This window comes from Pigmentiphaga soli, assembly GCF_039541095.1.
GTDB lineage: Bacteria > Pseudomonadota > Gammaproteobacteria > Burkholderiales > Burkholderiaceae_B > Pigmentiphaga > Pigmentiphaga soli.
Map to the genome: position 1 here is coordinate 21,018 of NZ_BAABFO010000008.1, position 20,151 is coordinate 41,168.

Annotated in this window: 18 protein-coding genes, 1 tRNA gene and 2 pseudogenes; 14 read left to right on the forward strand and 7 right to left on the reverse strand. The window is 68.0% G+C overall.

All coding sequences use genetic code 11. The features are described 5' to 3' along the window. Window positions 1-258 precede the first annotated feature (258 nt). Both ABD927_RS09890 and ABD927_RS09895 read right to left on the reverse strand, forming a co-directional pair. Window positions 259-1,251, reverse strand: a complete 993-nt coding sequence (locus tag ABD927_RS09890) for a 2-hydroxyacid dehydrogenase (protein WP_345248837.1) — start codon at window positions 1,249-1,251, stop codon at window positions 259-261. 89 nt (window positions 1,252-1,340) lie between these two features. After that, window positions 1,341-2,237 (reverse strand): LysR family transcriptional regulator, encoded by an 897-nt coding sequence (locus tag ABD927_RS09895; protein ID WP_345248839.1) that lies wholly within the window; start codon window positions 2,235-2,237, stop codon window positions 1,341-1,343. Window positions 2,238-2,358: 121 nt separating this feature from the next. Between ABD927_RS09895 and ABD927_RS09900 the strand changes: the two genes are divergently transcribed. The 3 genes from ABD927_RS09900 (at window position 2,359) to ABD927_RS09910 (ending at window position 5,174) form a co-directional block, all read left to right on the forward strand. Then, a complete protein-coding gene (locus ABD927_RS09900; protein ID WP_345248841.1) occupies window positions 2,359-3,162 on the forward strand; it encodes an HpcH/HpaI aldolase family protein in 804 nt (267 codons plus the stop codon). Then, a complete protein-coding gene (locus ABD927_RS09905; protein ID WP_345248843.1) occupies window positions 3,159-4,100 on the forward strand; it encodes an amidohydrolase family protein in 942 nt (313 codons plus the stop codon). The genes ABD927_RS09900 and ABD927_RS09905 overlap by 4 nt, the downstream gene beginning before the upstream one ends. Before the next feature lie 84 nt (window positions 4,101-4,184). Then, window positions 4,185-5,174: a magnesium and cobalt transport protein CorA gene (locus ABD927_RS09910; protein WP_345248845.1), complete on the forward strand. Its 990-nt coding sequence runs from the start codon at window positions 4,185-4,187 to the stop codon at window positions 5,172-5,174. A gap of 12 nt (window positions 5,175-5,186) precedes the next feature. Here the strand turns inward: ABD927_RS09910 and ABD927_RS09915 are convergent, their stop codons facing one another. Further along, window positions 5,187-5,984 carry an IclR family transcriptional regulator gene (locus tag ABD927_RS09915; RefSeq protein ID WP_345248847.1) on the reverse strand — a complete coding sequence of 266 codons (798 nt, stop codon included), beginning with the start codon at window positions 5,982-5,984 and terminating at the stop codon, window positions 5,187-5,189. A 210-nt stretch (window positions 5,985-6,194) separates the two neighbouring features. Here ABD927_RS09915 and ABD927_RS09920 point away from each other — a divergent pair, with 210 nt between their 5' ends. The 6 genes from ABD927_RS09920 to ABD927_RS09945 all read left to right on the forward strand — a co-directional run bounded on the left by ABD927_RS09920 (window position 6,195) and on the right by ABD927_RS09945 (window position 10,369). Beyond that, on the forward strand, window positions 6,195-6,875 hold the full coding sequence (locus ABD927_RS09920; RefSeq protein WP_345248849.1) for an RraA family protein: 681 nt from the start codon (window positions 6,195-6,197) through the stop codon (window positions 6,873-6,875). 39 nt (window positions 6,876-6,914) lie between these two features. Next, a complete protein-coding gene (locus ABD927_RS09925; protein ID WP_345248851.1) occupies window positions 6,915-7,799 on the forward strand; it encodes an SMP-30/gluconolactonase/LRE family protein in 885 nt (294 codons plus the stop codon). A 47-nt stretch (window positions 7,800-7,846) separates the two neighbouring features. Continuing rightward, window positions 7,847-8,800, forward strand: coding sequence for a tripartite tricarboxylate transporter substrate-binding protein (locus ABD927_RS09930; protein ID WP_345248853.1), 954 nt, complete (start codon window positions 7,847-7,849; stop codon window positions 8,798-8,800). Window positions 8,801-8,809: 9 nt separating this feature from the next. Continuing rightward, entirely contained in the window at window positions 8,810-9,127 is a 318-nt protein-coding gene (locus ABD927_RS09935; RefSeq protein WP_345248855.1) for an NIPSNAP family protein, read from the forward strand. A gap of 227 nt (window positions 9,128-9,354) precedes the next feature. Further along, the gene (locus ABD927_RS09940) at window positions 9,355-9,822 is read left to right on the forward strand and encodes a helix-turn-helix transcriptional regulator (protein WP_345248857.1); all 468 of its coding nucleotides are present in this window, start codon (window positions 9,355-9,357) and stop codon (window positions 9,820-9,822) included. After that, window positions 9,803-10,369 (forward strand): helix-turn-helix transcriptional regulator, encoded by a 567-nt coding sequence (locus ABD927_RS09945; protein WP_345248859.1) that lies wholly within the window; start codon window positions 9,803-9,805, stop codon window positions 10,367-10,369. Before ABD927_RS09940 ends, ABD927_RS09945 begins: the two co-directional genes overlap by 20 nt. Here ABD927_RS09945 and ABD927_RS09950 read toward each other — a convergent pair. Next, window positions 10,351-11,469 carry a Fic family protein gene (locus ABD927_RS09950; protein ID WP_345248861.1) on the reverse strand — a complete coding sequence of 373 codons (1,119 nt, stop codon included), beginning with the start codon at window positions 11,467-11,469 and terminating at the stop codon, window positions 10,351-10,353. The genes ABD927_RS09945 and ABD927_RS09950 overlap by 19 nt on opposite strands. Before the next feature lie 251 nt (window positions 11,470-11,720). On the opposite strand from ABD927_RS09950, the pseudogene ABD927_RS09955 reads away from it, so the two are divergent. Next, window positions 11,721-12,515 (forward strand): annotated as a pseudogene (locus ABD927_RS09955) (helix-turn-helix domain-containing protein); the annotation flags it as partial. Window positions 12,516-12,768: 253 nt separating this feature from the next. Next, window positions 12,769-13,503 (forward strand): annotated as a pseudogene (locus tag ABD927_RS09960) (hypothetical protein); the annotation flags it as partial. Between the two features lie 263 nt (window positions 13,504-13,766). Here the strand turns inward: ABD927_RS09960 and ABD927_RS09965 are convergent. Continuing rightward, window positions 13,767-13,842: transfer RNA gene (locus ABD927_RS09965), tRNA-Ala, on the reverse strand. Window positions 13,843-13,961: 119 nt separating this feature from the next. Here ABD927_RS09965 and ABD927_RS09970 point away from each other — a divergent pair. After that, complete coding sequence (locus tag ABD927_RS09970) at window positions 13,962-14,738, forward strand: ferredoxin--NADP reductase (protein ID WP_345248863.1); 777 nt, start codon at window positions 13,962-13,964, stop codon at window positions 14,736-14,738. Between the two features lie 82 nt (window positions 14,739-14,820). On the opposite strand, the gene ABD927_RS09975 is transcribed toward ABD927_RS09970, so the two are convergent. Together ABD927_RS09975 and ABD927_RS09980 are read right to left on the reverse strand one after the other, a co-directional pair. Next, window positions 14,821-15,309: an SRPBCC family protein gene (locus tag ABD927_RS09975; RefSeq protein ID WP_345248865.1), complete on the reverse strand. Its 489-nt coding sequence runs from the start codon at window positions 15,307-15,309 to the stop codon at window positions 14,821-14,823. A gap of 95 nt (window positions 15,310-15,404) precedes the next feature. Continuing rightward, the gene (locus ABD927_RS09980; RefSeq protein WP_345248867.1) at window positions 15,405-17,375 is read right to left on the reverse strand and encodes an APC family permease; all 1,971 of its coding nucleotides are present in this window, start codon (window positions 17,373-17,375) and stop codon (window positions 15,405-15,407) included. Window positions 17,376-17,689: 314 nt separating this feature from the next. Between ABD927_RS09980 and ABD927_RS09985 the strand changes: the two genes are divergently transcribed. Both ABD927_RS09985 and recG read left to right on the forward strand, forming a co-directional pair. Further along, window positions 17,690-18,076 (forward strand): Rid family detoxifying hydrolase, encoded by a 387-nt coding sequence (locus tag ABD927_RS09985; protein ID WP_345248869.1) that lies wholly within the window; start codon window positions 17,690-17,692, stop codon window positions 18,074-18,076. Between the two features lie 52 nt (window positions 18,077-18,128). After that, a complete protein-coding gene (gene recG / locus ABD927_RS09990; protein WP_425570233.1) occupies window positions 18,129-20,147 on the forward strand; it encodes an ATP-dependent DNA helicase RecG in 2,019 nt (672 codons plus the stop codon). Window positions 20,148-20,151: the final 4 nt, after the last annotated feature.

The following is a 20,151-nucleotide window of genomic DNA, read 5'->3' on the forward strand; positions in this document are numbered from 1 at the left end:
TGGGCGGCCGCTGCAAGTGATTGGTGACAAAAGGTTTTTTCGCGTTGCCCGGTTGCTGTCCCCAGCGTTATCCACAGTGGACGGGGATAACCGGAGCGCAGGCCGCCGCGCGCCGGGCGCGGGGGAAAAAGGTGAAACGCTTTGCAAGGACGCGGACGCGCGTCGTCGTTGCAACGACACGCGCCTCCGCTGCGATGCCGGGTGGCGCGCGGCGGGACGACGGCCCCGCCATCCGCCGCCGCGGCGGCGTGCGCAGCCTCAGCGCGCTGCGGCCGCGTTGCCCGGCGGGACGATCAGGTCGTCCGCCGAGATCGCCTCGCCCTGCAGCAGCGCCTGCATATTGCCGAAAGCGCGCCGCGCCACGTAGTCGACGTTGTCGAACACGCCCCCGGCGCTGTGGGGCGACCCCACGAACTGGTCCAGCGTGAGTAGCGGGTTGGCGGGATCGACCGGTTCCTGCTCGAACACGTCGAATCCGGCGCCGTGCAGGTGGCCTTCGGCCAGCGAGGCGTACAGCGCCTGTTCGTCGACGATGCCGCCGCGCGCGGTATTGATCAGGATGGCGCCCCGCTTCATGCGGGCGAGCGCGCCGGCGTCGATCATCCCCCGCGTCTGAGCGGTGAGCGGTACGTGGATGCTGAGGATGTCGCTGCCGGCCAGCAGTTCGTCCAGCGACACCGGGCGCGCCCGCAGCGCCCGTTCGGTGACCGGGTCGGCGCGCCGCAGGTCGTGGTAGACCACCTCGGCATCGAAGCCGCGCAGGCGGTGGGCGACCATGCGCCCGATGTTGCCGAAGCCGAGCAGGCCGACCCGCTTGCCGGCGATCTGGTAGCACACCGAGCGCATCTCGGCCTTCATCCAGACGCCCTGGCGCAGCTTGCGGTCGATCAGCGGCAGGCGCCGGTAGACCGCCAGCATCAGCGCGATCGCGTGCTCGGCCACCGGGCCGGCATTGGCGCCGTAGGTGATGGCCACCGCGACGCCGGCGCGGCGCGCGGCTTCGAGGTCGATCTTGTCGTAGCCGATGCCCCATTTCTGGATCAGTCTGACGCGCGGCGCGGCGGCGAACATGTCGGCGCTGAACGGCTGCGTGCCGGTGATGACGAAGTCGGCGTCCGGCAGCAGCGCCCGCTGGGCATCGGGCTCGGGGCTGTCGGCGAAGACGATGTCGAAACCCTCGGGCATCGCGGCGGTGATCGCCTCGCGCACCGTGGGCGCCATGACATCGAGAAAGGAAACGCGGTAGCTCATGTCTCATCCTCCCGTTCGGAATTGCCGCATGTTGGGCGAAGTCGCGGATAACCGTCCAATAAAAAGAAAACGGGATCGCATAAACCGGCCTAATATTTGTGCGCTTCCAGGTTGCGGCGCAGGTGGGCCACGAAGGCGTCCATCAAGGTGGAGCGGGGCGCCGATTTGCCGCGTATCAGCAGGGTTTTCAACTCGACCCGGGGCTTGAGCGGGCGGGCCACCAGGCCCGGCAGCGGTATCGATTCGAGCAGGAAGGGTTCGACCAGCGCGATGCCGGCGCCGTGATAGGCCAGCATCATGCCGGTCAGCGACAGCCCGACCTGGACCTTGATGTGCGGCGCGATCCCCGACTCGCTCAGCGCGCGGTCCACCTGGCCGCGCAGCAGCGAGCGCGGCAGGTAGGTGATGATCGAGTAGGGTTCCAGCTGGCCCAGCTCGATCTCCGGCTGCGCCGCCAGCGGATGGGTGTCGCGCATCACGCAGGCCACGCTGGAGCTGACCAGCACGCTGGTTTCCACCTCGGCGTTGACCACCGGCTCGTAGGCGATGCCCAGTTCCACCTCGCGGTTGACGACCCGGTCGATCACCTCCGGCGAGGTCAGCGATTGCAGCGCGACCCGGGCGCGCGGCCGGTCGGCGATGAACTCGGCCACCGCCCGCGCCAGGTAGCCGTTGGCGATCGGGAAGGCGGCCGCGATCGACAGCGTGCCGAGCCGGCCGCCGGCCAGGTCCTGCACCAGCCGGCCCACCGCGTCGAGCCGGCCGTAGATGGCCGCGATGTCGGGAAAGATGGCCTCGGCCTCGGGCGTGGGCTGCAGGCGGCCGCCGACGCGGGTGAACAGGCGGATCCGCAGGCGCGTCTCGCAATGCTTGATGACGGTGCTGACCGCCGGTTGCGACACGTTGAGCAGCCTGGCCGCGCCGGTGACCGAACCGGTCCGCATGATGGCGTGGAAAACCTCGATGTGCCGCATGCTCATGCTCATTGCGCGTCTCCTTTTTGCCTGCATAAGGCTGGTTTATGCCGATCTGCAGACAATTTATTAGAAATCTATGAGCCGCGTGCGCAAGATATAGCGCCTGAATCCAATCCGGAGGAGACGAACCATGTCGGTACCGCTGCGAGACGTGCTGCGCAACGTCGTGAAAGAAAAGCTTGCCCGCGACGAGGTGGTCGCGTCGATGATCGTGCGCCTGGTGCGCACGGTGGAAATCGCCCGCATCGCCGCCAGCGCGGGCTTCGACACCCTGTACATCGACGTCGAGCACAGCAGCATCTCGCTCGACGCCGCCGGGCAGATCTGCATCGCCGCGCTGGGCGCCGGCATCGCGCCCTTCGTGCGGGTGCCGGGGCTGGCGCCGGCCACCATCGGCCGCGTGCTCGACGGCGGCGCGCTGGGCATCATCGCGCCGCACATCCGCAGCGCCGAAGACGCCCGCAAGGTGGTGGCCGCCGCCAAGTTCCCGCCCTACGGCGAACGCTCGGCCAACGCCGGGCTGCCGCACCTGCAATACCGCAACTATCCCACCGACGAGGCCAATGCCGCGCTCAACGACGCCACCCTGGTGGCGGTGATGATCGAGACGCTGGAAGCGCTGGACAAGGTGGAGGAAATCGCCGCGGTAGACGGCGTCGACCTGCTGCTGGTCGGCACCAACGACCTGACCGCGGAAATGGGCATCCCCGGCCGCTACGACGAACCGAGGGTGCGCGCCGCGTTCGAACGCATCATCGCCGCCGCGCGCGCCAACGGCCGCCACGTCGGCATCGGCGGGCTGGCCTCGCGCCCCGACCTGACGGCCGAATTCGTGCGCATGGGGGCCCGCTTCGTGTCCACCGGCACCGACCTCGCGTTCCTGATGGCGGGGGCCGCCGCCAAGGCCCGGCAGGTGGCGGAGATCAAGCTGTGAGCGCCTCCGCACGCCCGCCCGCGGCGAACGCGGCCGCCGGCGGCCGCGCCGTGCTCGGCGTCATCCACAGCGCGCCCGGCTTCGACGTGCCCGCCGGGGCCTGCGACTGCCACGTGCACGTCTATCCGCCGCCGTCGCAATTCGCGTTCGCGGCAGACCGCCTCTACACGCCCGACGTCGCCACGCTGGAGGATCTGCGCGCGCGGCAGCGGGCGCTGGGCCTGCAGCGCGCGGTGATCGTGCAGTCCAGCGCCTACGGCACCGACAACGCCTGCCTGCGCGCCGCGCTGGGCGAACTCGGCGGCGCCGCGCGCGGCGTGGCGGTGGTGGCGGCCGGTGTGCCCGACGCCGAGCTCGACGCGCTGGCGGCGGCCGGCGTGCGCGGCCTGCGCATCAACCTGGAGTCGGCCGGCGAGCGCGACCCGGCCTCGGCCGCGCGGGCGCTGCAGGCCGCGGCCGGCATTGCCCGGGGGCGCGGCTGGCACGTGCAGGTCTATACCCATCCGGACGTGCTGCTGGCCTTGCGTCCCGTTGTGGAGAGCCTGCCGGTGCCGCTGGTGCTGGATCATTTCGGCCGCGTCGACGCCGCCGGCGGATCGTCGAGCCCGGGCTTCCTGCTGCTGCGCGACTGGCTGCGCGACGGGCGGGTCTACGTCAAGCTGTCGGCGCCGCGCCGCGTCGCCCGCGATCCGGACGGCGAAGACGCGGCGGCGCTGGCGCGCGGCCTGATCGAGGCCAATCCCGACCGCCTGCTGTGGGGCTCGGACTGGCCGCACGGCGGCGCCTGGCCCGGCGTGCCGCGCACGCCCGACCGCATCGAGCCCTTCCATCCGGTCGACGACGGCGCGGCGCTGGCGCGGCTGAACCGCTGGGCCGGCGCGCCGGAAGTGCTGCGGCGGATCCTGGTCGACAACCCGGCCCGGCTCTACGGCTTCTGAAGCCCGGCCAAGCCGGCGCCCCGGGATGCGGGGCGCCGCCGGCAGCGCGTATCATCCTGCCATCACCAGCACAGCAGGCTGACGATGGACGGCACGACCCCGCATCCGATGATCATCAACTCGGCCGTGTACCGCCACGGCAAGAAGACCGGCGAGGCCGACCTGGCGCGCATCGGCGAACTGCTGGCCGAGCCCGGCAGCTTCGCCTGGCTCGGCCTGTTCGAGCCCGACCTGACCCTGCTGCGCCAGGTGCAGCAGGCCTTCGGCCTGCACGACCTGGCGATCGAGGACGCGCTCAACGCCCACCAGCGCCCCAAGCTGGAAGCCTACGCCGACACGCTGTTCGTAGTGCTCAACACGGCCCAGCTGGAAGGCGAACGCATCCTGTTCGGCGAAACCCACGTCTTCGTCGGCCGCAATTTCGTGGTGTCGATCCGCCACGGCGCCTCCACCACCTACGCGCCGCTGCGCCAGAAATGCGAGGCCGCGCCGGAGAAGCTGGCCCACGGCCCATGCTACGTGCTGTACGCCATCCTCGATTTCGTCGTCGACCACTACCTGCCGATCGCCATCCAGCTGCAGAACCTGTTCCAGGAACTGGAAGAGCAGATCTTCAGCGACCGCTTCGACCGCGCCGCGATCGGCCGGCTGTACGAGCTGAAGAGCCAATTGCTGCGCCTGCGGTCGGCCGCGCTGCCGGTGCAGGACATCTGCAGCCAGCTGGTCCGTTCGCACGACGAATTCGTGCCGCGCGACATGCGGGCCTATTTCCGCGATGTGGAGGACCACATCAACCGGATCACGTCGATGCTGGACGCGCTGGGCGAAATGCTGACCACCGCGATCCAGGTCAATCTGGCCATCGTCACGGTCAGCCAGAACGAAGTGGTCAAGCGGCTGGCCGGCTGGGGCGCCATCCTGGCGATCCCGACGGTGGTGTTCAGCCTGTACGGCATGAACTTCCGGTCGATGCCGGAACTGTCGTGGCGCTGGGCCTATCCGCTCGTGGTGGCGGCCACGGCCGGCGCCTGCCTGTACATGCATTCGCGGCTGCGGCGGGCGGGCTGGCTGTAAGGGCGGCGGCCTTTACATGTCGGCCGCCACCTTCACGTATTCACGCGCGATCGCCTGCGCGGCCCGGGTAAGGTGTTCGGCACAGGATTCGACCCGTTCCTCCGTCATCGCCCCGGCGGCCACCGTCCAGGCCAGGCTGCCGACCAGTTTCCTGTCTTCGGGCAGCAGCACCGGCACCGCGATGCCGCCCAGGAAGGGGGTGATGGTGCCCTGGCTGGTCGAATAGCCCTTGCGGCGAATGGCGGCCAGCACCCGGCGGAACGCCTCCCAGTCGTCTCCCAGTCCGGACGATGCGATCTCGGCGGCATTGCGCAGATAGGTCTGGCGGATGCGATGCGGCGACAGCCAGGGCAGCAGGGCCAGCGAGCCGGCGCCCTGGAACAGCGGAAACGGCAGGCCCCGCGCGCGCCGCACCGTGATGCGGCGGCCCTCGTATTCGATCACGTCCGGCCCCTGCTTGTAGATGCACAGCACCTTGTCGCGGTACAGGTTGTGCAGCAGATAGACCGCGCCCGGGTCGCCGATTTCCTGCAGCACCTGCTGGCCGGCGCGATACAGCGGATCGGTCAGCTCGAGCAGGCGCTCGAACTCGATGACGCGCGGCCCCAGCGAATAAGCGCCGCCCGAGGCGGGCGCCAGCAGGCCGGCATCGCATAGTTCCTTCAGGTAGCGGTAGGCGGTCGACCTGGGGAATCCGAAGCGCGCGATGACGTCGTCGATGCGCACCAGCGGGGATGTGAGCGAAAACAGATCGAGCAGTTCGAGCGCCTTGCCCAGGCTGGACGAGGCGGGGGATTCGGGCAGGCTCACGGCGTCGGCGAATGGCGGGAAGAACTGGGGTAGCACATGATACCCGGCCGCCGGAACGGCTCAGTAGGATTCCTGTGTTTACATGAATCTCGTTACATGGGATTATTGAAATATCCTGTTTTAAGAGATTCCTAGGGTTAACGCTAGGGCAAGCCGTCCATGACCGAAAAGAAACTTACCGGCCGCGTACCGCGGGACGCGATACGCCGCATGGAATTGCCCCGGCTCGATCCCGGCGTGCTCGCCCGTTTCGCCGCGCTGGAGGACCTGACCGGCACGCTTTCCGATGCGCTCGACCAGCTCGGCCTGCGCGGCGCGGTGCCGGCCATGGAACTGCCGCCGAACCTGCCGGGCGCCCGCGTCGTCGGGCAGGCCGTCACGGTGCGCAACGTGGAGCGCACCGGCGGCGTCACGCGCAACGCCGAAGACGGCAAGAGCCGGATGGGCGAACAAGAGGCCTACAACCTGGCCGGACCGGGCGACGTGGTGGTGATCGAAGGCCTGCCGGACGCCTCCAACATGGGCGGGCAGTCGGCCACCCTGGCGCAGCGCGCCGGCTGCGCCGGCGCGATCATTGACGGCGCCTACCGCGACCCGCAGGTATCGCGCGAACTGGGCTTGCCCCTGTGGGCGCGCGGCGTGACGCCGATCACCGGCAAGTGGCGGCTACAGACGGCCGAGATCAACGGGCGCGTGCGCATCGCCGGCGTCAGCGTCGACGCCGGCGACCTGGTGGCGGCCGACGAGGCCGGCGTGGTGTTCGTTCCCTTCGAGCAGGTCGAGGCCGTGCTGCGCGCGGCCGAGCACATCGACCAGGGCGATGCGCGCCAGCGCAGCGACATCGCCGCCGGCATCGACCAGGCCGCGCTGGCGCAGACCAAATACAAATAGGCGGCCCGGCCGCCTGCTACCTCCGGGAGAGACGGGAATATGAGTATTCAGATGGACTGCGTAGTGCAGAGCGCCGATATCCTCGGCGAAGTGCCGCTGTGGTGCGACCGCACGAAAAAGCTGTGGTGGGTGGACGTGCGGCGCCCGGCGCTGCAATCGTACGACCCGGCCACCGGCAAGCACACCGCCCAGCGCCTGCCGGAGATGCTGCAGGTCGGCGCGATCGCGCTGCGCGAGGCCGGCGGCTTCCTGCTGGCCACCAACCGCGGCCTGTATCTGTTCGATCCGGAAACCCAACAGCCGCCCTTGCAGATCGCCGATCCCGAGCCCGGCCGGGAAGGCATGCGCCTGAACGACGGCAAGTGCGATCGCCGCGGGCGCTTCTGGGTGGGCAGCATGCACGACAAGCTGCGCGACCCGCTGGGCACGCTGTATCGCCTCGATGCCGACCACCAGTGCCGCCCGATGCTCGACGGCTTCGTGCTGCCGAACGCGATCAGCTGGAGCCTGGACGACCGCACCATGTATTTCGCCGATACCCACAACCAGGTGGTCTGGGCCTTCGATTTCGACGTCGACGATGGCGTGATCTCGAACCGCCGCGTGTTCAAGGACTGGACCGGCCAGCCGGGCCGCCCGGACGGCGCCACGGTCGACGCCGAGGGCTACATCTGGAATTGCATGGTCATCAGCGGGCAATTGGTCCGCCTTGCCCCCGACGGCAGCGTCGTGCGCACCATCCAGATGCCGGTCACCTTCCCGACCTGCCCGGCCTTCGGCGGCCCGGACCTGGCCACGCTGTACGTCACCTCGCACTCGCAACGGCTGCCCGCCGAGCAGATCGTCAAGGAGCCCTATGCGGGCGGCCTGTTCGCGCTCGACGTCGGCGTGCGCGGCGTGCCCGAACCTCGCTACGCCGGCTGAAGCAGCCCCGGCGCGCCGTACACGACAACCGAATCTAAGGAGACTTCATGTTCAAGCCATTCAAACGCCACGCGGCATGGCTGGCCGCCGCCCTGTGCGCCGCCGGCACCGCCCATGCCGACGTCGTCAAGCTGGTGGTGCCGTTCGCAGCCGGCGGCCCGGTCGATGCCGTGGCGCGGGTCGTCGGCCAGGCGCTGTCGACCACGCTAGGGGATACCGTCGTCATCGAGAACCGCGGCGGTGCCGGGGCCACCATCGGCTCGAACTATGTGGCCAAAGCGGCTCCCGACGGCAAGACGCTGCTGATCGCCACCGCCAGCTACGTGATGGCGGCCGGCGCGATGCCCAAGCTGCCCTACGATCCGCGCAAAGACCTGGCGCCGCTGGCCATGCTGGGCGAAGTTCAGACCCTGCTGGTGGTGCGCCCGTCGCTGGGCGTCAAGACCCTGGACGAACTGATCGCCAAAGGCAAGAGCGGGCAGCGCCTGGCCTACGGCTCGGCCGGGGTGGGCTCGACCATGCACGTGGGCGGCGCCCTGCTCAACAGCGCGGCCGGCATCCACATGGTGCATGTGCCGTACCGAGGCGCCGCGCCCGCGCTGGTGGACCTGATGGCGGGGCAGATCGACGTGCTCAATGCCGACGTGCCGGTGCTGCAGCCCTACGTGAAGGACGGCCGGCTGACCGCGCTGGTGATCTACGACACCAAGCGGTCGCCCTACCTGCCGGACGTGCCCAACGCGGTCGAGGCCGGCCAGCCGCAGCTGCAGGAAACCAACTGGTACGGCGCCTTCGCGCCCTCCGGCACGCCGCCCGAGGTGCGCAAGAAACTGGAAACCGCCTTCCTGAAAGCCCTGGCCATGCCCGAAACGGCCAAGGCGCTGCGGGACGCCGGGCTGAACGGTCCGATGGACGCAGCCCAGTTCCAGAAGAAGATCGATTCGGAATTCGACCGCTGGATTCCGTTCATGAAGGCCAACCACATCGTCATCACGGAGTAGAAGCCTGGCATGCTGATCGAGCACCGTACCTATACCGTGCCGCACGGCACGCTGGACACCTATCTGAAGCGCTACGAAACCCAGGCGCTGCCCATCCTGCTGCGGCACCTGGAGCGGCTGCTGGGCTGTTTCGTTACCGAGGTCGGCACGCTCAACCAGGTGCTGCACATCTGGGTGTACGACAGCATGGCCGACCGCGAAGCGCGCCGCGCCCGGCTCGACGCCGACCCCGAGTGGCAGGCGTTCAAGGAGGTCAACCGCGGCAGCTTCGTCGAGCAAAACGTGATGCTGCTGCGGGCGGCTTCGTTCTCGCCGCGGCGCGTTTGAGTTCCTTGGTTCGGACGGCGCCTAAGAAATGGCGCTGGAGAAATGAAAAAGGCCGCAGCAACGCTCGCGGCCTTTTTTGCATCCTGGTGGTGGAGTTTAGCAAGAAACGAAACCCGCGTCTCCGCTGACCCTCAGACCCGGGCGGAAGGCTCGCCATATGCGCGCGATTCCGGGGAAGGATTCCGCGCCCCCGCACATGCCCACGACCGGAAGTTCAGAGAGGCCGATTGGCACTCGCAGCCGTCGGCAATGCCGGGCGCTTCCGGGCCTGCAACTTGGCTTTCGTCGCGTTCGCCGCCGTAATGCCCGGCACGAACGACGAAAGGAGCGCCATGTTGACCGAACCCGCCTTCACCGAAACCGAACTTGCCTTGCGCTGGAACATTAGCATCAAGACCTTGCAACGCTGGCGCAGCGAAGAGCGCGGCCCACCGTACTTCAAGCTCTCCAAGGCCGTCCGCTACGCGGTGGCTGAAATCGTGGCCTATGAGCTGGCAAACCGCCAGGGGATGCCCAACGATGCTGCCTTGCCGCCATTGACGGCGGCGACGCCCGTCGTCGAACCTCAGGTGCCAGCCGCGCCTGAGCCGAAGCGGTACTACCTCAACGAGGCCTTCGCGCTCATCGCGCAGTACGGCAGCCTTGCGGCGGCCGAGGCCGCCCTGACGGAGGCGCATGATGAAACCAAAGGCTGACGCCAACGCTCGTCACGCAGACCCCGGTCCGGATGAGCCAACAATCAAGTATCCGGTTCTCAACGAAACGCAGCTGTGCTCAAGGTGGAACCTCTCGCCCAAGACGCTGCAACGCTGGCGTTCGGAAGGCATCGGCCCGCCCGCATGGCACATCGGCAGGTCTGTCCGCTACCTCCTGATGGAGGTCGAGGCCTTCGAGCGCAAGGCGCAGGTGACGTGGAGATCCAGCGCGGGACGCGCCTTGTCCGAATCCTCGCCCACGGCGCGCGAAGATGCCATCGAGCAGATGATGCAGCAGCGACCCGGTCGGCGCGATCAGATTTTCTACTCCGCCAAGGAAGTGGCCGACATCACTGGACTGCCCGCTCACTGGCTTCATCAGAATCAGGAACGCCACCGGCTCGGCATTCCTTTCTACAGGATGGCGAACGGTGACGTCATCCGCTTCAGCATCGAAGAAGTCTTCCGATGGGAGGTGCACCACCTGCGTCCGTGCCGCAGCAACGTGGACACGGACGTCGATGCACTTCAGTCCGCCAGTTCGTAGCCGGTGCTGCGCCCGCCACCGGGCGATTTCTTCAACACGCCCAAGTCCAGCAACTGCGTGATGTCGCGCAGCGCGGTGTCGGGCGAGCACTTGGCGATGGCCGCCCACTTGCTGCTGGTGAGCTTGCCCTCGAAGCCGTCGAGCAGGCGGTTGAGCAATTTCACCTGCCGTTCGTTCAGCGGCGTGCCTGCGCAGCGTTGCCAGAAGCGCGCCTTGACCAGCACGGCATCAAGCGTGGATTGCGCGCTGGTGACGGCGCGCCCGAGCGTAGCGAGGAACCATGACAGCCAGCCGGTGACGTCGAGCGTGCCCTTCTGCGTGCGCTCCAGGATGTCATAGTAGTCCTTGCGCTCGCGCTGAATTTGCGCCGACAGGCTGTAGAAGCGTTGCGGGCTGCCATCGGCGCGGGCCAGGAACAGATCGCCCACGGCGCGGGCGATGCGCCCGTTGCCGTCGTCGAAGGGGTGCAGCGTCACGAACCACAGATGCGCCAGCCCGGCCTTGATGAGCATGGGCTCGCCGCCGGTTTCCTCGTTCGCCCACGCGAGGAAGCGCGCCGTCTCGACGGGCAGCACACCGGCGGGCGGCGCTTGGAAGTGAACCTTGCGCCGCCCCACCGGGCCGGAAACCACTTGCATCGGCCCGGCGGCATCGTCGCGCCACTGGCCCACGGTGAGCTTGTTCATGCCGGAGTAGCCGGTCGGGAACAGCGCTGCATGCCAGCCGAACAGGCGCTCGGCGGTCAGTGGGGAGGCGGCGTGGGACGTGGCATCGAGCACCATCTCCACGACGCCTTCCACATGCCGATCCACCGGCGCGATCGCTCCGATGTCCACGCCCAGACGCCGGGCGATGGACGAGCGCACCGATTCGACGTTGAGGACCTCGCCCTCGATTTCGCTGGTCTTGACCACGTCTTCGGTCAGTGCGGCGAGGCTGGCCTGATCGCGCAGCGCCAGCCCGACGTCGGCCAGTCGGCCCAGCAGCACGCCTTGGGCGCGGCTTACCTCGGTCAACGGTCCAGTGAGCGCCGACAGGTCGTAGCGCCAGTTGGGCCAATCGTCGGCCTGCCAGATGTAGAGTTTTTCTCCGCTATCCATGCGGAGATTAAACACCCGATTCGCCGCAAAGGCAAGAGATTCACCGCACAAAGTGCGGAGAATGAAGGTGCCAATCGCCGCATCGGTCGAGCGCGTCGCGCCAGATGTTCCTGATTCTCAACGTGATGCGTCCCTGCATGGAAGTGATCGCCCACGGGTGACGTCGCTGCCGCCTAGGAGGCGTGGGATTCTCTTTGGTTTAAAAATTTGGTAGGATAGCGGTCGCTTTAAACCAAACCCAAGGAGGCGTCATGATTGCAGATCGCATTCGTCAAGCACGATTGGCGGCAGGTCTGACCCTGGGTGCCTTGGGTGAACAGGTGGGTGTTTCTCACACCGCCATCCAGAAGTACGAGAAGGGTCTTCTGACCCCCTCGTCGTCTCAGCTGCTCAAGCTGGCCCGCGCCTGCGGCATCCGGACCGAGTACTTCTTCCGCACGCATACAGTCGAACTGCTGCAGCCCGAGTTCCGCAAGCTCTCGACCTTTGGCAAGACGGCGCAGGATGCGCTGAAGATCAAGGTCGTCGAGTTGGTGGAAAAACGCGTGGAGTTGCTCGGCGCCTTTCCCGAGCTGCCGTTCCCGGCGTTTGCACCGCCCGCGAACCTGCATGAACACATCATCTCGCTGGATGAGATCGATGCGTTCTCGGATACGGTTCGCGACGCTTGGCAGTTGGGTATGAACCCGATTGCCGACCTCACCGACACCCTCGAAGGGCTTGGCCTGCTGGTCATCGTGGTCGATGAAGATAATCCTGGGTTCTCTGGCTTGACTGCCAAGGCGCGAACCGAAGATGGCCGGGAGTATCCAGTTGTGGCAGTTTCCAAGCGCTGGCCGGGTGATCGGCAGCGGTTCACCCTGGCGCATGAGCTGGGGCATCTGCTGCTTGAAGGACGACTGGCAGACGGCATCGACGAAGAGAAAGCCTGCGACCGTTTCGCCGGTGCATTTCTGGCTCCGCGTGTCGCGGTACTTCAGCTGCTTGGCCAGCAACGCCATGCGCTGGAATGGCAAGAGCTCTATGTGCTCAAACACGAATTCGGCCTATCGATGGCCGGATGGCTGCAGCGAGCCAAACAATGTGGCGTGATCACCGAGGCCGCCCACCTTTCGATGGTCAAGCGGTTTTCGGCAAAGGGCTGGCGCAAGAACGAGCCAGGCGACCCGCTGCCGCAAGAGCATCCACGACTGTTTGATCAGCTGGTGTACCGCGCCTTGGCCGAGCAATACATTTCCGAGGGCAAGGCGGCGGAACTGCTGGGCATCCCGATGATGCGCTTCCACAAAGAACGCCAGTTGCCCGGACTGCGGGCCAGTGGCCGTCGAAGCGAGCGATGGTGCGGCCTTGGCCTTGGACGAGGACTGGTTCCGTCAGAAGATGCGCCTTGCGCTCGGCATCGAAAGCCGCGACGGCATCGATGATCTGGGCGACGGCGTGTGGCGACTCGGCGATGCTCGACGCGCGCCCGTGCTGCTCGCCCGCGATCTGGCGCGGGTACAGCAAGAACCCGCGCTGTTGGATCGAGTGAGAGTGGCGGGCGGCGACATCCGGGTGATCGCGCCGAGGCCACGCACGACGCGCGGATCGCCTTTCGGCGCGGGTGTGGAATGGTTGGCGCTGGAGGAGCGCTTCGCCTTCTATGGCGGCGGGATCGCGCTCATCGGCGCGACAGCATCGTCCGCGCAACCGGCGGTCGCCGATCCGGCCACGCCGGTGAACGGGCCGTTTTCGGCGGACTTCAAGTGGGCGACACTGCCGGACGGCAACGGCACACCGATCCGGTTCACCGACGGTCAGGCCAAGGTGTTCGAGGCGCTGTGGTCGTTCAAGGGCGAGGCCACGACGGCGGAACGGATCATGCAACGCGCCGGCTTGAACAGCGCGAAACCGAGCGACCTGTTCAAGATCAAGGCGAAAGACAAGGGCAAGCCAGAGCCTGCAGCACAGCACGCCGCCTACGTTGCCCTCGTGGTCACGCAGCAACGCGCAGGCTTGTATTCGATGCCCTGCGCGGCGGGCGCGTTGGCGTGATGGATTGCTGCTCCAAGTTCGCTGGACAACCGATGGCAATGGCACGCGCGCAAGTTGCGGGCACACGAGGCCGTGTGCGTGTGCCACGACGAAGAAGTTGGCGCAGGTTTCGAGAGAAGATAGGGCGGAACAGGAGCGAACCGGCCGCGTCATGGCCCCTTGTCCGACGACTGGCGGCACACGCAGAATGGCCCGGAACCCCGCGTCGTCTGCGGACCCCAGAAATGGAAACGCCCAACCGAGAACGGTTGGGCGCTGAATAGTGGTGGAGACGAGGAGGATCGAACTCCCGACCTTCGCATTGCGAACGCGACGCTCTCCCAGCTGAGCTACGTCCCCAGAGAAGCGAAATTCTAGCAGGATGCCGCGGCAGCGGCAAATCGCGTTTGGCCGCAAGCCGCCGCGGGCGGCGGCTTTGGTAGAATAGGGCAACTACCTAGGAAGGAATTTCAAGGGCCATGGCCGCTTTCAATACCGAGCGCGTCACCAGCGTTCACCACTGGAACGACACGCTGTTCAGCTTCCGGACCACGCGCGACCCGGCGCTGCGTTTCCACAACGGCCATTTCGTGATGATCGGTCTCGAGGTAGAAGGCAAGCCGCTGATGCGCGCCTACAGCATCGCCAGCGCCAATTACGAAGACCACCTCGAATTCCTCAGCATCAAGGTGCAGGACGGCCCGCTCACTTCGCGCCTGCAGCATCTGAAAGAAGGCGATTCCATCCTCGTCAGCCGCAAGCCGGTGGGCACGCTGGTGGTGGACGACCTGCTGCCCGGCAAGCACCTGTACCTGTTCGGCACCGGCACCGGGCTGGCGCCCTTCATGAGCATTATCAAGGACCCCGACGTCTACGAGCGTTTCGAGAAAGTCGTGCTGGTGCACGGCGTGCGCTGGGTCAGCGAGCTGGCGTACAACGACTTCATCACGAACGAATTGCCGAACAACGAATATTTCGGCGACATGGTGCGCGACAAGCTCATCTACTACCCCACCGTCACCCGCGAGCCCTACCGCAACCAGGGCCGTATCACCGACCTGATCGAAAGCGGCAAGCTGTGCAGCGACATCGGCCTGCCGCCGCTCGACCCGGCGCAGGATCGCGCCATGCTGTGCGGCAGCCCCCACATGCTGGCCGACGTGAGCGCCATGCTGGACGCGCGCGGCTTCAAGGCCTCGCCGCATACCGGCGAACCCGGCGACTACGTGGTCGAGCGGGCGTTCGTCGAAAAATAAAGCGTTCCTCCGGCGGGGCAAGCGCGCGGCGCCCTCGGTTCGCCCGCCGCGCCGAGGCTGGCGCGGCCGCCGGGGCGCGCCCTCAGTGCAGCAGCCCGCTGCCGCCCGTCAGCTCGCGGATGCGCTGCACGGTATCCAGGTCGGCCGCCACATAGGCCTGCTTGCGCAGATCCTGCATCGGCTCGGCCAGGTCTTCGCTGCCGTCCTCCAGCGCCAGTTCGTACACGAAGCGCAGGAACAGCGCGCCCGGCTGGGGTTCCTCGATGTGCACGGTGGCCTCGCTGCGCGGCCACAGATCGGTGGCCTGGGCCACGACACTGACCCGGTCCATCGGCGTCAGAGTGACGGTGTCGTGCACCTGGAAGGGACCGAAATCCAGCTTGCGCGTCAGCACGGTATCGTCGCCGGCCTCCCGCTCGCTTTCGATCACGCAGCTTTCCAGGCCCAGCACGAACTCGGTGGGGAAGCGGGCCCGCATCACCAGGCCGCGCCACAACTGCTCGCGTGACAGCGGCTCCAGCGCCGGCAATTGCGGATCGTTGATCTGGACCAGGTGTTCGAACTTGAGCATGGGCAATTCCAGTTAACCATGACGCTACCACTTTCCACCGCATCGCCCAACCCGGGGCACAGCGGATCCGGCTCCGCCAGTGCGCGCAGGGCAGCCTAATCTATCAGCATGGGCAGGACCATCATCTGCCGGCCGTTGATGTGCATGCGCCGCTGCAGCGCGTCGATGGCCTGGTTGTGCAGCAGCCGGGTGATGATGTTTTCGCGCTTGAACACCAGCTTGCTGGCGAACACGATGGTGTTCGGATACTTCTGCAGCACCTCGGTGATCAGCTTGTCCAGCGTCTGCACCACGTCGGTTCCGTACCCCAGCCGGCTGTCGGCCGCCAGCCCGTAGCTGTTGCAGAAACGCTCGAAGTATTTCAGCGAGGTGGCCGACTGCACGCGCATGGCCTCCAGCGCTTCCGGGCCGCCGTAGGCCTGGGCGTCGACGGTGCGGGCGTTGATGAAGACGAAATTCTTGAAATGCCCGGGGAACATGCGCTGCACCCACAAGAGCGCATGCAGGCCGCCGCCGCGGCTGGAGCCGACCAGGAAGGCGGCCGTGGGCGCCAGCGGATCCGGCGCCGGCGGCGAGGCCTCCGAGCCGAACGCCTGGTCGGCGAACACCTCGTCGATCAGCGCGATGCGCCGCCGGGTGTCGCGGTAATGCGCGCGCACGCCGATGCAGGCGGCGATCAGCAGGCCGGTGATCAGCAGCGTGACCCAGCCGCCCTCGAAGAATTTCTCGACCACGGTCACCGCCAGGATCGCGCTGGTGATGGCCAGCCCCGCCAGCGACAGCGCCAGCCGGCGGCTCCAGTGGGCCTTGTGTAGCGGGTTGCGGCGGTTCTTGATCCAGTAGCGCGACAGGCCGGCCAGCGACAGCGAGAAGGTCAGGAATACGTTGATCGAATACAGCACCACCAGCACCGAGACCTCGCCGCCGGTCAGCAGCAGGATGGCCAGCGCGCCGATGCCCATCAGCACGATGCCGTTCTCGGTGACCAGCCGGTTCGACAGGTAGCGGAAACGGTGCGGCATCCAGGAGTCGGCCGCCATATTGGCCAGCACCGACGGGCCGCCCAGGAAGCCCGTGTTGGCCGCCACGAACAGCAGCCCGGCCTCGAACGCCAGCACCGCGGTCAGCGCCGCCACCTGGCTGCCGCCCTGCAGGCCCATCTCGGCCAGGATGTTGCCGAACACCACCGCGTTCAGCGTCTGGCCCGGCGCCGGCTGGGCCTGCCACAGCAGGTAGAGCAGGATGATGCCGGCGGCCGTGAACGCCAGGCTGAACGCCATCAGCAGCATGGTCAGCTTGCCGGTGTGGACCACCGGTTCGGCCAGCCGGTCGACGTTGTTGGAGACCGCCTCGATGCCGGTGTAGGTGCCGCCGCCCAGCGAATAGGCCTTCAGGAACAGCGCCAGCACGAACACCCAGCCGGCTTCTTTCGAGAAGGCATGTACCTCGCGCAGGGTGTCGGGCACCAGCGCCGGCAGGCCCCGGGCGTGGGCCAGCACGCCCCAGCCGATCAGCAGCGCGTGGGTCAGCACGAAGCCGATGAAGATCGGCAGCAGGAAGCTGATGCTTTCCTTCGCGCCGCGCAGGTTCAGCCACAGCAGCACGATCACCATCCCGCAGGCCGTTCCCAGCTTGAATGGCTGCCAGTCGGGCGGCAGCAGCGAGAACAGCGCGTCGGTGCCGCTGGCGACCGAGATCGCGATGGTCAGCACGTAGTCGACGATCAGCGCCGAGCCCGATACCAGGCCGGCGCTGGGCCCGAGCAGCGCGGTGGAGACCCGGTAGCCGCCGCCGCCGGTGGGAAACAGCTCGATCACCTGGTTGTAGGCCAGCGCCACCACGAACACCGTGACGGCGGTGGCGATCGCCAGGAACAGCGCCAGGTGGGTGTGGGGGCCGAGCGCGCGGAAGGCTTCCTCGGGGCCGTAGGCCGACGACGACAGGCCGTCGGCGCCCAGGCCGACCCAGGCCAGGAAGGCGGCCAGCGCGATCGAGTGGCGGGTGTCGGGCGACAGCGGATCGCGCGCCTTGCCCAGCAGGCGCTCGCGCCAGGTGGCCGCGCTCATGACCCGACGCACCCTGCTTGCGAGGAAAGCGGGCGGGCCGCGCGGGGGAAGGGCGGGCGGCAGGGGCGGTGAGGCTGTTTCATGATCGGATTCCGGGGGCGGCCGGGCCATGGCAGCCCGCCGGGGCGCAAAGGGTACGCTTTCGGCCGAAAGCGTACCTGCAAAACCATTTTACCCGCGCGGTTACGAATGCCATGCGTCCACCGTCAACTATTGATCCCGAATTTCTGATAGCTTTACGTATGGCATGCCCTCGTCCGCCGCGACGGGGCGTTTTCGGACCTACGGAACCCATATCGACCCGGACCACGATCATGAGCAAACGCATCATCCATACGGACGCCGCGCCGGCGGCGGTCGGCCCCTATTCGCAGGCGGTGGCCGCGCCCGCCGGCACCACGGTCTACCTGTCGGGCCAGATCGGCCTGGAGCCGGGCACCGGAGAGCTGGTATCGCAGGGCTTCGAGGCGCAGGTGCGCCAGGCCTTCGCCAATATGTCGGCGGTGGTGGAGGCGGCCGGCGGCAGGCTCGACCAGATCGTCAAGCTGACCCTGTTCCTGACCGATCTTTCCAAGTTCGGCACGGTCAACCAGATCATGGCCGAGATCATCCCGCAGCCGTTCCCGGCCCGGTCGACGGTGGGCGTGTCGCAACTGCCCAAGGGCGCCCAGTTCGAAGTCGAGGCGGTGCTGGTGCTCTAGCAGCGCCGCGGGAGCCGAGTTGTCGCACGACGCCGCCACCGAGCTGTCGCCGCTGCAGCGCAAGCTGCACAAGCTGGGCCTGCGCAGCAGCGAAGACCTGGTGCTGCACCTGCCGATCCGCTACGAGGACGAGACGCGGCTGACGCCGATCGCCCGGCTGCTGCCCGGCATGTGGGCGCAGGTGGAGGGCGTGGTGACGCGCTGCGAGATCGGCTACAGGCCGCGCCGGCAGCTGCTGGCCGCGATCGCCGACGACAGCGGCGAACTGGCGCTGCGCTTCCTGAACTTCTACCCCAGCCAGCAGAAGCAGCTGGCGGTGGGGCGCCGCATCCGCGCCCGCGGCGAGGCGCGCGGCGGCTTCTTCGGCATGGAGATGGTCCACCCGCGCACCACGGTGGCCGACGGCGGGCCGCCGCTGCCCGATTCGCTCACGCCGGTCTACCCCACCACCGACGGCCTGCCGCAGGCCGCGCTGCGCAAGGCGATCGCCGCCGCGCTGGCGCAGGCCGACCTGCGCGACACGCTGCCGGCATCGCTGCGCGAGCGCTACGGGCTGATGGAATTCGGCGCCGCCGTGCGGCTGCTGCACGCGCCGCCGCCCGATGCCTCGGCCGACGCGCTGCGCGACCGCGCGCATCCGGCCTGGCTGCGCATCAAGTTCGACGAACTGCTGGCCCAGCAACTGTCGCTGGCGCAGGCGCGCGCGGCGCGGCTGGACAAGCGGGCGCCGCCGCTGCCGGCGGCGGACGGGCCCCGGTCGCTGACGGCGCGCCTGCTGGCCGCCCTGCCTTTCCGCCTGACCGCCGCCCAGCGGCGGGTCGGCGCCGAGATCGGGGCCGACCTGGCGCGCTCGCACCCGATGCAGCGCCTGCTGCAGGGCGACGTCGGCAGCGGCAAGACGGTGGTGGCCGCACTGGCGGCCGCGCAGGCGATCGACAACGGCTACCAGGCGGCGCTGATGGCGCCGACCGAGATCCTGGCCGAGCAGCACTTCCGCAAGCTGGTCGACTGGCTGGAGCCGCTGGGCGTGGAAGTGGCCTGGCTGACCGGCAGCCTGAGCCCCAAGGCGCGGCGCGAGGCCGCCGCCCGGGTCGAGAGCGGCGCCGCGCAACTGGCGGTCGGCACCCAGGCGCTGATCCAGCAGAACGTGGCCTTCGCCCGGCTCGGGCTGGCGATCGTCGACGAACAGCACCGCTTCGGCGTGGGCCAGCGGCTGGCGCTGCGCGGCAAGGGCGGCCACGACGACGTGTTCCCGCATCAGCTGATGATGACCGCCACGCCCATTCCGCGCACGCTGGCGATGACCTTCTTCGCCGACCTCGACGTGTCGGTGATCGACGAACTGCCGCCGGGCCGCACGCCGGTGGTCACCAAGCTGCTGTCGGACACCCGCCGCGACGAGGTGGTGGCGCGCATCCACGACGCCGTGCGCGGCGGCCGCCAGGCCTATTGGGTCTGTCCGCTGGTGGAGGAAAGCGAAACGCTGGAGCTGCAGACCGCGGTCGACACCTACGAGGCGCTGTGCCGCAGCCTGCCCGGCGTGCGGGTCGGGCTGGCGCACGGCCGCCTGCCCACGGCCGAGAAGGCGGCCGTGATGCAGGCCTTCACGGCTGGCGAGATCGACCTGCTGGTGGCCACCACGGTCATCGAGGTCGGCGTCGACGTGCCGAACGCCTCGCTGATGGTGATCGAGCACGCCGAGCGCTTCGGCCTGGCGCAGCTGCACCAGCTGCGCGGGCGGGTAGGGCGGGGCGCGGCCGAGTCGGTGTGCGTGCTGCTGTACCAGGCGCCGCTGTCGCAGGTGGCCAAGGCGCGGCTGCGCACCATGCACCAGACCACCGACGGTTTCGAGATCGCGCGGCGCGACCTGGAACTGCGCGGGCCGGGCGAGTTCCTGGGCGTGCGGCAGTCGGGCCTGGCGCTGATGCGCTTTGCCGACCTCGACGCCGACATCGAGATCGCCGAGCGGGCGCACGAGGCGGCCGCCGAATTGCAGGCCCGCGAGCCGGCCGTGGTGGCGGCACATCTCGCGCGCTGGATGCGCGGCCGCGAGGATTTCCTGAAGACCTGAGCAT